At 71.6% G+C, this 12,796-nt stretch carries 12 protein-coding genes; 5 read left to right on the plus strand and 7 right to left on the minus strand.

All coding sequences use genetic code 11. The features are described 5' to 3' along the window. The first annotated feature begins 128 nt into the window (after positions 1–128). Together E2B92_RS24910 and E2B92_RS24915 are read left to right on the plus strand one after the other, a co-directional pair. On the plus strand, positions 129–1,139 hold the full coding sequence (locus tag E2B92_RS24910) for a polyprenyl synthetase family protein (protein WP_126887359.1): 1,011 nt from the start codon (positions 129–131) through the stop codon (positions 1,137–1,139). 303 nt (positions 1,140–1,442) lie between these two features. Further along, on the plus strand, positions 1,443–2,684 hold the full coding sequence (locus E2B92_RS24915) for a LolA family protein (RefSeq protein WP_126887362.1): 1,242 nt from the start codon (positions 1,443–1,445) through the stop codon (positions 2,682–2,684). A 160-nt stretch (positions 2,685–2,844) separates the two neighbouring features. Here E2B92_RS24915 and E2B92_RS24920 read toward each other — a convergent pair whose 3' ends face one another. Together E2B92_RS24920 and E2B92_RS24925 are read right to left on the minus strand one after the other, a co-directional pair. Next, positions 2,845–4,188 carry a M28 family metallopeptidase gene (locus E2B92_RS24920; RefSeq protein WP_126887358.1) on the minus strand — a complete coding sequence of 448 codons (1,344 nt, stop codon included), beginning with the start codon at positions 4,186–4,188 and terminating at the stop codon, positions 2,845–2,847. A gap of 436 nt (positions 4,189–4,624) precedes the next feature. Beyond that, positions 4,625–5,077, minus strand: a complete 453-nt coding sequence (locus E2B92_RS24925) for a VOC family protein (protein ID WP_126887357.1) — start codon at positions 5,075–5,077, stop codon at positions 4,625–4,627. 21 nt (positions 5,078–5,098) lie between these two features. On the opposite strand from E2B92_RS24925, the gene E2B92_RS24930 reads away from it, so the two are divergent. Beyond that, on the plus strand, positions 5,099–5,740 hold the full coding sequence (locus tag E2B92_RS24930; RefSeq protein ID WP_126887356.1) for a CGNR zinc finger domain-containing protein: 642 nt from the start codon (positions 5,099–5,101) through the stop codon (positions 5,738–5,740). Next, complete coding sequence (locus E2B92_RS24935) at positions 5,740–6,132, plus strand: SRPBCC domain-containing protein (protein WP_126887355.1); 393 nt, start codon at positions 5,740–5,742, stop codon at positions 6,130–6,132. Before E2B92_RS24930 ends, E2B92_RS24935 begins: the two co-directional genes overlap by 1 nt. A gap of 39 nt (positions 6,133–6,171) precedes the next feature. Here E2B92_RS24935 and rarD read toward each other — a convergent pair whose 3' ends face one another. Both rarD and E2B92_RS24945 read right to left on the minus strand, forming a co-directional pair. Further along, positions 6,172–7,248: an EamA family transporter RarD gene (rarD, locus tag E2B92_RS24940; protein ID WP_235023966.1), complete on the minus strand. Its 1,077-nt coding sequence runs from the start codon at positions 7,246–7,248 to the stop codon at positions 6,172–6,174. A 172-nt stretch (positions 7,249–7,420) separates the two neighbouring features. Further along, positions 7,421–8,284, minus strand: coding sequence for an SDR family oxidoreductase (locus E2B92_RS24945; protein ID WP_126887353.1), 864 nt, complete (start codon positions 8,282–8,284; stop codon positions 7,421–7,423). Between the two features lie 122 nt (positions 8,285–8,406). Here E2B92_RS24945 and E2B92_RS24950 point away from each other — a divergent pair, with 122 nt between their 5' ends. Further along, positions 8,407–8,766, plus strand: a complete 360-nt coding sequence (locus E2B92_RS24950; RefSeq protein WP_126887352.1) for a winged helix-turn-helix transcriptional regulator — start codon at positions 8,407–8,409, stop codon at positions 8,764–8,766. Positions 8,767–8,837: 71 nt separating this feature from the next. Here the strand turns inward: E2B92_RS24950 and E2B92_RS24955 are convergent, their stop codons facing one another. From E2B92_RS24955 to E2B92_RS24965, 3 genes are all read right to left on the minus strand, one after another. Next, positions 8,838–9,887 (minus strand): 2-oxoacid:ferredoxin oxidoreductase subunit beta, encoded by a 1,050-nt coding sequence (locus tag E2B92_RS24955; RefSeq protein ID WP_126887351.1) that lies wholly within the window; start codon positions 9,885–9,887, stop codon positions 8,838–8,840. After that, positions 9,880–11,847 carry a 2-oxoacid:acceptor oxidoreductase subunit alpha gene (locus E2B92_RS24960; protein ID WP_126887350.1) on the minus strand — a complete coding sequence of 656 codons (1,968 nt, stop codon included), beginning with the start codon at positions 11,845–11,847 and terminating at the stop codon, positions 9,880–9,882. The genes E2B92_RS24955 and E2B92_RS24960 overlap by 8 nt, the downstream gene beginning before the upstream one ends. Before the next feature lie 287 nt (positions 11,848–12,134). Next, a complete protein-coding gene (locus E2B92_RS24965; RefSeq protein WP_185923662.1) occupies positions 12,135–12,794 on the minus strand; it encodes a response regulator transcription factor in 660 nt (219 codons plus the stop codon). Positions 12,795–12,796 lie beyond the last annotated feature (2 nt).

The raw sequence follows: 12,796 nt of genomic DNA on the forward strand, positions 1-12,796 counted from the left end.
TCTCGAACATACCGGGGGAGGGTGGAAGGCGCCCACGGTGATCGAAAGGCGACCGGATACGCTGACTTGAGTGAATCCAGCGACACATCGACAATCCGTGTGATCGTCAGCAGACAGGAGATCCCCTCGTGACCGCAGTCGGGCCGTTCGGGCTGAGCGTGCGGGACCAGGCTCTTGAGGCCGATGTCCAGACCGGATTGGCGGCCGTCGAGGCAGGGCTCCTCGATGCCACCAAGAGCGACGTGCCGTTCATCACGGAGGCGGCGCAGCACCTGGTACGGGCCGGGGGCAAGCGCTTCCGTCCGCTGCTGGTGATGCTCTCCGCGCAGTTCGGCGACCCGCACGCCCCGGGCGTGGTGCCCTCCGCCGTGGTCGTCGAGCTCACCCATCTGGCGACGCTCTACCACGACGACGTCATGGACGAGGCCGACGTACGCCGGGGGGTGGACAGCGCCAACGCCCGCTGGGGCAACTCGGTGGCCGTCCTGACGGGTGACTTTCTCTTCGCACGCGCCTCACACATCCTGGCGGACCTCGGGCCCGAGGCGGTGCGCATCCAGGCGGAGGCCTTCGAACGCCTGGTCACCGGCCAGATCCTCGAGACGGCCGGCCCGCGCGACGGGCGCGACCCGGTCGAGCACTACCTGGACGTCATCGCCGGCAAGACCGGCTCGCTGATCGCCGTCTCGGGGCGCTTCGGCGCCATGATGTCGGGCGCCGACGAGCGGGTCGTGGACATCCTCACCCAGTACGGCGAGCGGCTCGGCGTCGCCTTCCAGCTCGCCGACGACGTCCTGGACATCGCCTCCGACTCCCACGAGTCGGGCAAGACCCCCGGCACCGACCTGCGGGAGGGCATCCCCACCCTGCCGGTGCTGCACCTGCGCGCGCAGGCCGCCGCCGGCGGGGCGGCGGAGGACCTGGAGCTGGTCGAGCTGCTGGACGGCGACCTGACGGACGACGTGCGCCACGCGGAGGCGCTGCGCCGGCTGCGCGTCCACCCGGCGCTGGAGCTGGCGCGGCGCGACACCGTGCGGTACGCCCAGGACGCCCGGTCGACCCTGGCGCCGCTGCCGGACTGCTACGCGAAGGCGGCGCTGGAGGAGCTGTGCGACCTGGTGGTGCACCGGGCGGGGTGACCCGCCTGCTCGGCTCAGGGGCGTGGGACCTCGTGGTCCGCTCGGCTCAGGGGCGTGGGACCTCGTGGTCCGCTCGGCTCAGGCGCGTGGGACCTCGTGGCCCGCTCGGCTCAGGGGCGTGGGACCTCGTGGTCCGCTCGGCTCAGGGGCTCGGGGCCTGTTCGGCGTAGGGGTCTCGGGGTCGGCGTCATCCTTCAGCAGTACGGAAGTTGAGCCCGGGGGCTGACGCCCCCGGGGGTGTCGCCTTGGTCAGATTGATGCCAGATGGCTCGCTGACCACGGAGGTAGGCACACATGGCACCGATGGCACCGAACGACAGCGCCGGGCGCCGGAGGACGGCGCGGTACGCGGTCCCGGTCGCGGTGGCGGGGGTGGCGGCGGCGACGATCGGGCTCGTCCCGGCGCTCGCGGCATCCGGGGACCCCGAACTGCCCGGGATCACGGCACAGCAACTGGTGGAGAAGATCGCCGCGTCGGACGTTCAGCAGCTCTCCGGCACGGTGAAGGTGACGACCGACCTCGGGCTTCCCTCGCTCGCGGGGCTGGGCGGTGACCTCGGGGGCGGCAAGGGCGCCGAGGGAGACGGCATCGGCAAACTGCTGGAGCTCGCATCGGGCACGCACACCCTGCGCGTGGCGGCGGACGGGCCGGACAAGCAGCGGCTCACCGTCGTTGACGCCGCGTCGGCCGAGTACAGCCTGGTGCGCAACGGCAAGGACGTCTGGGCGTACGACGGCGCGTCCAAGGAGGCCGTCCACTCGACCGAGCCCGGTTCCGGTTCCGGCAAGGGTGCCGAGGGTGGGGCCGCCGGGCCGTCGGAGCTTCCGGCCACCCCGAAGGACCTCGCCGACCAGGCGCTGAAGGCCGTGGACGCCACGACGTCGGTGACGGTCGACGGTACGGCCCGGATCGCCGGGCGCGACGCGTACCAGTTGGTGATCAAGCCCCGCCAGAGCGGCTCCACGATCGGTTCGATCAAGGTCGCGGTGGACGCGGACAACGGCGTACCGCTGAAGTTCACGCTCACCCCGAGCGGGGGCGGCAAGGCCGCCATCGACGCGGGGTTCACGAAGGTGGACTTCGCCAAGCCGGACGCGTCGACGTTCGACTTCACGCCGCCTAAGGGCGTGAAGGTGACGGAGGAGCCGGCCGAGGCGCCCGGCAAGGTCCCGGGCGGTGTCCCGGGCGGCTTCGCGGACAAGGCACCGGGCAAGGTCCCGGGCGGGGCGCCCGGCGCTCCGGAGGAGTTCGAGGGCCTGAACGTCATCGGCGAGGGCTGGACGTCCATCGCCCGGTTCACCGGCCCGGGCGGTGGCATCCCGTCCGGCGCTCCGTCCGGTTCCGCGGCCGAAGCGCCCTCGGGTGCCCCGGCGGAGGCGCAGAAGTTCCTGGACGCCCTCGGCGACAAGGTGACCGGCACGTTCGGTTCGGGCACCGTCTTCAAGAGCCGCCTGGTCAACGCCCTGCTGACCGACGACGGCAAGGTCTACGTGGGCGCGGTGACCCCGGAGGCCCTGGTCGACGCGGCGAACGGCAAGAAGTAGCCGGCGGACGGCAGGAAGCAGTCCACGGACGGCAGGAAGCAGTCCACGGACGGCAGGTGGTGGCCGGCGGACGGCAGAAGGTGGCCGGCGGACGGCATGGATGTGCCCCGCCCGGGGAGGGTCGTCCTCCCCGGGCGGGGCACAGGCATGGGGGCGGTGCTCAGAACGTGAGGCGGAACGCGTTGATGTAGCCCGTGTCCTGGGCCGCCACGTCCTGGACGCGCAGCTTCCAGGCGCCGTTCGCGGCCTCGCTCGATGCGTCGACCGTGTAGGTGGTCTGGACGTTGTCGGCCGAGTCGTTGCTGCTCGAGTTCTTGAGACGGTACGCCGTGCCGTCGGGCGCCAGCAGGTCGACGACCAGGTCGCCGCGCCAGGTGTGGACGATGTCGACGCCCACCTTGAGAGCGGCCGGCGCGTTGCCCGTACGGCCCGAGACGGTCACCGTCGACGTCACGGCGGTGCCGTTGTCGGGGATGGCGACGTCGGCGGTGTTCTCGTACGTGTCACCGGTCGGCGGCTCGGTCGTACCGGCCGACAGGGTCCAGATGGCGTGCGCGACCGCGTCGCTGTTGCGGTCGAGGGCGGTGTCGTTGATGTTGGACGTGGTGTCGCACGAGGAGTGGTAGCAGCGGTCGAAGGCCTGGCCGGCCGTGCCGCCCCACTTCTGCGCCTGGGCGCTGGTCTTCGTACGGCTCGCGCCGGTGAACAGGCCGCCGACCGGGATGCCCACGTTCTTGAACGAGGCGTGGTCGGAGCGGCCGTCGCCCTCGGTCTCGATCTCGGTCGGGACGCCGAGTCCGGCGAAGTAGTCCTTGAAGGTCTTCTCGATGACCGGGTCGTCGTCGTAGACGAAGTAGCCGGGGTTCGGCGAGCCGATCATGTCGAAGTTGAGGTAGCCGGAGACCTTCGCGCGCTCGGTGGCGGGGAGGTTGTTGACGTAGTACTTCGAGCCGACCAGGCCGAGTTCCTCGGCGCCCCACCACCCGAAGCGAAGGTGCTTGGTGGGCTTGAGCTGGGCGCGGGAGACGGCGAGCGCGGTCTCCAGTACGGCGGCGGAGCCGGAGCCGTTGTCGTTGATGCCGGCGCCGGAGGAGACCGAGTCGAGGTGGGCGCCCGCCATGAGGACCTGGTTGGTGTCGCCGCCGGGCCAGTCGGCGATCAGGTTGTAGCCGGTGGTGCCGTTGTACGTGAACTGCTGGACCGTGGTGGTGAATCCGGCGGCGTCCAGCTTGGCCTTCACGTAGTCGATCGACGCCTTGTAGCCGGGGCGGCCGTGGGCGCGGTTGCCGCCGTTGGCGCCGGCTATGGACTGGAACTGGGTCAGGTGCGCCTTGACGTTGGCGATCGGTATGCCGGGCGCGGCGACGGCGGCGGTGGTGGCCGTGCCGGCGGTCGCGGGGGCGGCGGTGGCGGCCGGGGCGGCGGTGGCCAGGAGCCCGGCGAGGGCCAGGGCGGCGACTGCGGCGGTGCGTCTGGGTATGCGGTGGTGAACGGAGTGGTTCATGTGGGGGCTCCGGATTCCGTACGGGGATGGGAACGGAACGTGCGAGACGCCCCGGTCGCCGTCGACGCGGGGCGTTGGAGCTGGTGGAGCTGGATGGCGCTTGTGGTGCGATGTGCGTGCTGAATGTTCAGCGAGATGTTGACTTACCGTCAAGGGCGTAATCCGGTCACCAGTGTTCGCATAGCGGATCGTTGTGGGCGTGAAATGGCCACGGAGTTGGCATCCTCGAACATCACTGAGCATCGCCGCATACGGGACGGGCCGCTGGACCGGCTGGACCCGCTGGTGACGGCGGCGGGGTGGATCGAGTGCCCGGCCGTGGCGGTGACGGGGTGGTCCGGGCGCCGGGGCGTGGCGGTGACGGGGTGGATCGAGTGCCGGGCCGTGACGGTGAGAGCGTGGTCCGGGCGCCGGGGCGTGGCGGTGACCGCGCCGCCTACTGCACGCAGAACTCGTTCCCCTCCGGGTCCGCCATCACGGTCCACTCGCCGCCCGGTTCCTTGACCTGGCGCAGCACCGTCGCGCCCAGCGCCTCCAGCCGTGCCACCTCCGCCTCCCGCCGGCCGGACGGGGCGTGCAGGTCGAGGTGGAGGCGGTTCTTCCCGGACTTCGGCTCCGGTACGCGCTGGAACAGCAGCCTCCTTCCGAGACCGATGCCCGTCTCCTCCTCGTACGGATCGTCCGGATGCCGGACGGCGATCAGATCGCGCCACGCACGGCGGCCGTGCGTCTCGACCGTGTCCGCCTCCGTCACGTGCCCGAGACCGAGCAGCCGGTCGATGAGGGCGCTGTTGTCCTCGACCACGTATCCGAGGGCCTCGGCCCAGAAGTCGGCCTGGGGGTGCGGGTCGGCCGCGTCGATCACGAGCTTCCAGTGGAGTGGGATCATGTAACCAGTTATATTGGTTACGTGAGTGAGTCCGCAATAGGTCTGGCCCTGCACACGCCGGAGGGCCGCACGTTCCGCTTCGATCCGGGCGCCCTCTGCCTGGAACTGCTGCCCACCGGCGGTCCCGGCCCCCTCGCCCGGTACGAGGTGCTCGACACCCCCGCCGGGCTGCTCGACTGGGTCGCGGCCAGCCGTCTCGCGCCGCCCGGCCTCCCCCTGCCCCCCGTCGGCGAACGGGACCTCGCGGCGGTACGGGAAGTGCGCGACGCCCTGCACGCCCTCACCGCCGCCCACGCACACGCCGGAGGTGACGCGGAGGGGCGGGCGCCCGGTCTGCCCGCCGCCGGCCTCGCCGTGGTGAACGCGGCGGCCGCCGAACCGCCGCTGGCCGTGCGCTTGACCGCGTCCGGGCAGCGGGAATGGGCCCCCGGCGCGAGCGTGGCCGGGCTGCTCTCGACGATCGCCCGGGACGCGATCGACCTGTTCACCGGGCCGTACGCGGCGGCGGGCCGCATCCGCGAGTGCGGTGCCCACGACTGCTACCTGCTCTTCGTCGACACGTCCCGCCCCGGCCGCCGCCGCTGGTGCGCGATGGAACGGTGCGGCAACCGCCACAAGGTCCGGTCCCACCGGGCCCGTACCGAGACCGAAGGAGAAGCGTGATGCCCACAGGACTGACCCGTGACGCGGGCTGGGAGATCGGGGTGTCCAAGACCCTGCCGCTGCCGGCCGCCGTGGTCTGGGACTTCATCGCGAGCCCCGAAGGCGTGGCGCTCTGGCTCGGCGCCGCGAAGGGCGGGCTGCCGACGGAGAAGGGCGCTCCGTACGAGACGGCCGACGGCGTCCGTGGCGAGGTGCGCGGCTACCGGCCGGGTGACCGGGTGCGTCTCACCTATGGCGCTACGACGGTCCAGGTCGCCGTCTCGCCGGCGGGCCCGCAGAAGGCGGTGCTCCGCTTCCACCAGGAACGCCTCGCGAGCCCGGAGGAGCGGGAGCGGCGCCGTGCGCACTGGCAGGACGTCATGCGCCGGGTGACGGAGGCACTGGGCCGGTAGGCGGGCCCGGTCGGGGCGGTGGCGCCGCCGCGGCCGAGGTCAGACGCTGTGGCGCCGGGCCGCCGGGGCGTCGCCCACGGCCGCCGCGTCTGCCGTACCCGCCACGGCCGACGTTCCGGGAGCGTCCGCCGTACCCGCCACGGCCGACGTTCCGGGAGCGTCCGCCGTACCCGCCACGGTTGCCGCGCCCGCGGCTGCCGTACCCGTCACGGCTGCCGTTTCGGCGGCGGCCGCCGCGCCCGCCGCCAGGCGCAGTGCCGCCGCCTTCGCCCTCGTACGGCGGGACGTTCGCAGGGCGTCCCACGTCAGGACCATCAGCGCGAGCCAGACCAGCGAGAAGCCCGCCCACCGCTCGGGCGGCATCGCCTCGTGGAAGTAGACGACACCGAGCAGGAACTGGAACACCGGTGCCAGGTACTGCAGCAGTCCCAGTGTGGACAGCGGCACCCGTATCGCCGCCGCGCCGAAGCACACCAGCGGCACGGCGGTGACCACGCCCGTCGCGGCGAGGAGCGCCGCGTGCCCCGCGCCCGACGTACCGAAGTGGCCGGAGCCCTGCGCGCCCAGCCAGAGCAGGTAGGCCAGCGCCGGAAGGAACTGCACGGCCGTCTCCGCCGCCAGCGACTCCACACCCCCGATGTTGACCTTCTTCTTCACCAGGCCATACGTGGCGAAGGAGAAGGCCAGGACCAGGGAGATCCACGGCGGCCGCCCGTACCCGACCGCCAGGACCACCACCGCGGCGAAACCGGTGCCGACAGCCACCCACTGCGCGGGCCGCAGCCGCTCCTGGAGCAGCAGGACGCCCATGGCGATGGTGACCAGCGGGTTGATGAAGTAGCCGAGGGACGCCTCCACCACATGGCCGGAGTTGACGGACCAGATGTACAGGCCCCAGTTGACGGTGATCACCGTGGCGGCGAGCGCGATCAGGCCGAGCTTGCGTGGCTGCCGGAGCAGCTCGCCCACCCAGCCCCAGCGGCGCAGCACGAGCAGCGCGGCACCGACGACGACCAGGGACCAGACCATGCGGTGGGCCAGGATCTCGACGGCCCCGGCCGGCTTGAGCAGCGGCCAGAAGAGGGGCACGAGCCCCCACATGCCGTAGGCGCCCATGCCGTACAGCAGCCCCGCCCGCTGCTCGCCGCCGCTCTTCGCCGTCTTCGCCGCCACTGGCCGCCGCCTTTCCGCCCGCTGTCGCCCGCTGTGCGCCTGCCCTGCCGACGAAGGTAGCGCCGGGCGGGCCGGGCTGTCATGTCCGTACCGCGATACGGTCATGACGTATCGATCACAGCCGCCGGAGCGCCTCCGCCACCGTGTCGGCGAGCGGGGTCGTCGGACGGCCGATCAGCCGGGCCAGGTCGCCACTCGTCCCGGCGAGCCGCCCGCGCTCGATCGCCCTGTCGACGTCGACGAGGATCGCGGCGAACGGCGCGGGGACGCCCGCGCCGGTGAGGATGGACAGGTGCGTCTCGGCGGGCACATCGGTGTACGCGATGGGCCTGCCGGACTGGCGGGCGACCTCCGCCGCGTACTCGGTGAACGACCACGCCGTGTCGCCGCTCAGCTCGTACGCCGTGCCCAGGTGGCCGTCCTGGGTGAGTACGGCGGCGGCCGCGGCCGCGTAGTCGGCGCGGGCCGCGGAGGCGACCCGGCCGTCGCCCGCGTTGGCGACGACGGCGCCGTGCTCCAGGACCGGGGCGAGGTGGTCGGTGTAGTTCTCGGTGTACCAGCCGTTGCGCAGCAGCGTGTACGGCAGGCCGGAGTCGAGGATCAGCCGCTCGGTCGCCCGGTGCTCGTCGGCCAGGTCGAAGTCGGCGTCCGGTCCGCCGAGGATGCCGGTGTACGCCAACTGCGCCACGCCCGCCGCCTTGGCCGCCGCGATCACGGCGGTGTGCTGCGCCACGCGCCGCCCCACCTCGTTGCCGGAGACGAGCAGCACCCGGTCTCCCGCCTCGAAGGCACCGGCCAGCGTCTCGGGGTGGTCGTAGTCGGCCACGCGCAGCTCGACGCCTCGCTCCGCGAGGTCCGCGGCCTTCTCCTTGTCCCGTACGACGGCGGCGATGCCGTGCGCCGGGACGCCGTCGGCCAGCAGGGCCTCGACGACGAGGCGGCCGAGGTGGCCGGTGGCTCCGGTGATGACGATGCTCATGGGACGTGCCTTTCCGAGGGGTCGTGGTTCCGGAGCACCAACCTACGGAGTGCGCTAACTTTTAGAAAGTACCCACTTTGAAGTAAGGTACTGGTGTGTGCGTAAGTAACCCCGGCCCGCCGATGGCCGACGTCAACGACGCGATGTGCCCCTCACGCCTCGTCCTGGAGCACGTCACCAGCCGCTGGGGCGTGCTCGTCCTCGCCGCGCTGCTCGAACGCTCCTACCGGTTCAGCGAGCTGCGCCGCTCCATCGGCGGCGTCAGCGAGAAGATGCTCGCCCAGACGCTCCAGACCCTGGAACGGGACGGCTTCGTCCACCGCGACGCCAAGCCCGTGATCCCGCCCCGCGTCGACTATTCGCTCACCCCGCTCGGCAGGGAGGCCGCCGAACAGGTCTGGTCCCTCGCCCGGTGGACCGAACGCCACGTGGACGCCGTGCAGCGGGCACGGAGCGCCTACGACGAAGCCCGGGCCTCCTGAGGGAGACCCGGGCCGTGGCAGTGGCCGCACCGTGGCTGTGGCCGCACCGTGGCTGTGGCCGGCGCCGGACGTCAGCCGATGACCGTCCAGGTGTCGTTGCCCGCGAGGAGCGCGGCGAGGTCGCCCTTGCCGTTCTGCTCGACGGCCGCATCGAGCTGGTCGGCCATCTGCGTGTCGTAGACGGGCCGCTCGACGGACCGGAACACCCCGATGGGCGTGTGGTGCAGCGTGTCCGGGTCCGCCAGCCGGGAGAGCGCGAACGCCGTGGTGGGGCTCGCACTGCGCGCGTCGTGGACGAGGACCTGGCTCTCGTTCCCGGGGGTCACGGTGACCACCTTCAGATCACCGGTCGCGGCGTCCCGCACGACACCCTTGCCGCCGCCCGGGCCGAAGCGGATCGGCTGCCCGTGCTCCAGCCGGATCACGGCCTCCTCCGCCTGCTCCTTGTCCTTGAGGACGTCGAAGGCGCCGTCGTTGAAGATGTTGCAGTTCTGGTAGATCTCCACCAGCGCCGTGCCGGGGTGGTCGGCCGCCTGGCGCAGCACCTCGGTGAGGTGCTTGCGGTCGGAGTCCACGGTCCGGGCCACGAAGGAGGCCTCCGCGCCGAGGGCCAGCGAGACCGGGTTGAACGGCGCGTCGAGCGACCCCATCGGCGTCGACTTGGTGATCTTGCCGACCTCGGAGGTCGGGGAGTACTGCCCCTTGGTCAGACCGTAGATCCGGTTGTTGAACAGCAGGATCTTGAGGTTGACGTTGCGCCGCAGGGCGTGGATGAGGTGATTGCCGCCGATGGACAGCGCGTCGCCGTCGCCGGTGACGACCCATACGGACAGATCGGTGCGTGACGAGGCCAGGCCGGTCGCGATCGCGGGGGCCCGCCCGTGGATCGAGTGCATCCCGTAGGTGTTCATGTAGTACGGGAAGCGGGAGGAGCAGCCGATGCCGGAGACGAAGACGATGTTCCCCTTCGCCAGGCCGAGCTCGGGCATGAAGCCCTGCACGGCGGCGAGGATCGCGTAGTCACCGCAACCGGGGCACCAGCGGACTTCCTGATCGGACTTGAAGTCCTTCATGGACTGCTTGGCCTCGGCCTTGGGCACCAGCTTCAGCGCCTCAGTCATGGATGGCCTCCTTGAGAGCCGTGGCGAGCTGCTCGGCCTTGAACGGCATACCGTTCACCTGGTTGTAGCTGTGCGCGTCGACCAGATATTTCGCCCGGATCAGGGTGGCGAGCTGGCCAAGGTTCATCTCCGGCACGACGACCTTGTCGTACCGCTTCAGCACGTCCCCGAGGTTCTTCGGGAAGGGGTTGAGGTGGCGCAGGTGGGCCTGGGCGATGGACTCGCCGGCCGCGCGCAGCCGTCGCACGGCGGCCGTGATCGGCCCGTACGTCGACCCCCAGCCCAGCACCAGCGTGCGGGCCGAGCCCGGGTCGTCGACCTCCAGGTCGGGGACGTCGACGCCGTCGACCTTGGCCTGGCGGGTGCGGACCATGAAGTCGTGGTTGGCCGGGTCGTAGGAGATGTTGCCCGTGCCGTCCTGCTTCTCGATGCCGCCGATGCGGTGCTCCAGCCCCGGCGTGCCGGGCACGGCCCACGGACGGGCCAGGGTCCGGGGGTCGCGCTTGTACGGCCAGAAGACCTCGGTGCCGTCGTCCAGGGTGTGGTTCGGCCCGGTCGCGAACCGGACGCCGAGGTCGGGGAGCTCGTCCAGGTTCGGGATGCGCCACGGCTCCGAACCGTTGGCCAGGTAGCCGTCGGAGAGCAGGAACACCGGGGTGCGGTAGGTGAGCGCGATCCGCGCCGCCTCCAGTGCCGCGTCGAAGCAGTCCGCCGGGGTCCGGGGTGCCACGACCGGCACGGGGGCCTCGCCGTTGCGCCCGTACATCGCCTGGAGCAGGTCGGCCTGCTCGGTCTTGGTCGGCAGACCCGTCGAGGGGCCACCGCGCTGGATGTCGACGATCAGCAGGGGCAGCTCCAGCGACACCGCCAGCCCGATGGTCTCGGACTTCAGCGCCACGCCCGGGCCGGAGGTGGTGGTGACCGCCAGCGAACCGCCGAAGGCCGCGCCCAGTGCCGCGCCGATGCCGGCGATCTCGTCCTCGGCCTGGAAGGTCCGCACACCGAAGTTCTTGTGCTTGGACAGCTCGTGCAGGATGTCGGAGGCCGGGGTGATCGGGTACGACCCCAGGTAGAGCGGCAGGTCGGCCTGCCGGGAGGCGGCGATCAGGCCGTAGGCCAGGGCCAGGTTCCCGGAGATGTTGCGGTAGGTGCCGGTCGGGAACGCCTTCGTCGCGGGGGCGACCTCGTAGGAGACGGCGAAGTCCTCGGTGGTCTCGCCGAAGTTCCAGCCGGCCCGGAACGCCGCCACATTGGCCTCGGCGATCTCCGGCTTCCTGGCGAACTTCTGCCGCAGGAACTTCTCCGTGCCCTCGGTCGGCCGGTGGTACATCCAGCTCAGCAGCCCGAGCGCGAACATGTTCTTGGAGCGCTCGGCCTCCTTGCGGGACAGGCCGAAGTCCTTGAGCGCCTCGATCGTCAGCGTCGTCAGCGGCACCGGGTGGACGCGGTACCCGTCCAGGGACCCGTCCTCCAGCGGCGAGGTGTCGTAGCCGACCTTCGCCATGGCCCGCTTGGCGAACTCGTCGGTGTTGACGATGATCTCGCTGCCGCGCGGCACGTCGGCGATGTTGGCCTTCAGTGCGGCGGGGTTCATCGCGACCAGCACGTTCGGCGCGTCGCCCGGCGTGAGGATGTCGTGGTCGGCGAAGTGGAGCTGGAAGGACGACACACCCGGCAGAGTGCCGGCGGGAGCCCGGATCTCGGCCGGGAAGTTCGGCAGGGTCGACAGATCGTTGCCGAACGACGCCGTCTCCGACGTGAAACGGTCACCCGTGAGCTGCATGCCGTCACCCGAGTCACCCGCGAAGCGGATGATCACGCGGTCCAGACGGCGTACTTCCTTCTCCGCGCCACGCTGCCCGGGGCCGCCGCGCTGTTCCCCGACGACGGCCTCGCCGGCCGTGCGGGTCTCGTCCGACCCGTCGGCCTGTCCGGCTGGGCTACTGACCTGGCTGGTCACTGAACTGGACCTCCCTCGAGACAAGGGGCCTCCCCGCCGTCGGCGGGGGAACGCTCGGGAGACAGCCGGCCCACCGGCCGTCCCAACGCCCACCCTACGTCCGCAAGGGTCGCCTTCCCTGGACCGCTCGTATGATGGACGCCATTTCGGGACGTCCGTACGCCCTGCATCATCATGCTTGGTCTCCCCCCACGTCGTTCGGTAACGACGCTCCCGACTCTTCCTTCGGTTCTCCGCCGTGCGCCGGGCACACCGGCCGGCCGCGCCGGCCCGTCGGGCAGCGCACGTCAGCCGTTCAAATAGGTCAGCACGGCGAGGACCCGGCGGTGATCCGCGTCGCTCTGGGACAGCCCGAGCTTCAGGAAGATGTTGCTCACGTGCTTCTCCACCGCCCCCTCGCTGACCTTGAGCTGGCGGGCGATCGCCGAATTGGTCCTGCCCTCCGCCATCAGGCCCAGCACCTCGCGCTCGCGGGGCGTCAGCGCCGCCAGCACGTCCTGCTTACGGCTGCGGCCCAGCAACTGGGCCACCACCTCCGGGTCCAGCGCCGTACCGCCCCGGGCGACCCGGACCACCGCCTCCACGAACTCCCGGACCTCCGCGACCCGGTCCTTCAGCAGATAGCCCACCCCCCGGCTGTTGCCGGCCAGCAGCTCGGTGGCGTACCGCTCCTCCACGTACTGCGACAGGACCAGCACCCCGATCCCCGGGTACTCCTTGCGGAGCCGCACCGCCGCCCGCACGCCCTCGTCCGTATGGGTCGGCGGCATCCGTACGTCGGCGACCACCACGTCGGGCAGCGCACCCTCGTCCGCCAGCTCGCCCACCGTCTTGACCAGCGCCTCGCCGTCCCCGACACCCGCGACCACGTCGTGGCCCCGGTCGGTCAGCAGCCGGGTCAGGCCCTCCCGGAGCAGGACCGAATCCTCGGCGATGACCACGCGCACCC

Origin of the sequence: Streptomyces sp. WAC05374, from assembly GCF_004353505.1 — a bacterium.
Lineage (GTDB): Bacteria > Actinomycetota > Actinomycetes > Streptomycetales > Streptomycetaceae > Streptomyces.

Coding starts and splice junctions, on each gene's coding strand:
- E2B92_RS24915 (WP_126887362.1), top strand. CDS start 1,443: ATGGCACCGAACGACAGCGCCGGGCGCCGGAGGACGGCGCGGTACGCG.
- E2B92_RS24920 (WP_126887358.1), bottom strand. CDS start 4,188: ATGAACCACTCCGTTCACCACCGCATACCCAGACGCACCGCCGCAGTC.
- E2B92_RS24925 (WP_126887357.1), bottom strand. CDS start 5,077: ATGATCCCACTCCACTGGAAGCTCGTGATCGACGCGGCCGACCCGCAC.
- E2B92_RS24935 (WP_126887355.1), top strand. CDS start 5,740: ATGCCCACAGGACTGACCCGTGACGCGGGCTGGGAGATCGGGGTGTCC.
- rarD (WP_235023966.1), bottom strand. CDS start 7,248: ATGGGCGCCTACGGCATGTGGGGGCTCGTGCCCCTCTTCTGGCCGCTG.
- E2B92_RS24945 (WP_126887353.1), bottom strand. CDS start 8,284: ATGAGCATCGTCATCACCGGAGCCACCGGCCACCTCGGCCGCCTCGTC.
- E2B92_RS24950 (WP_126887352.1), top strand. CDS start 8,407: ATGGCCGACGTCAACGACGCGATGTGCCCCTCACGCCTCGTCCTGGAG.
- E2B92_RS24955 (WP_126887351.1), bottom strand. CDS start 9,887: ATGACTGAGGCGCTGAAGCTGGTGCCCAAGGCCGAGGCCAAGCAGTCC.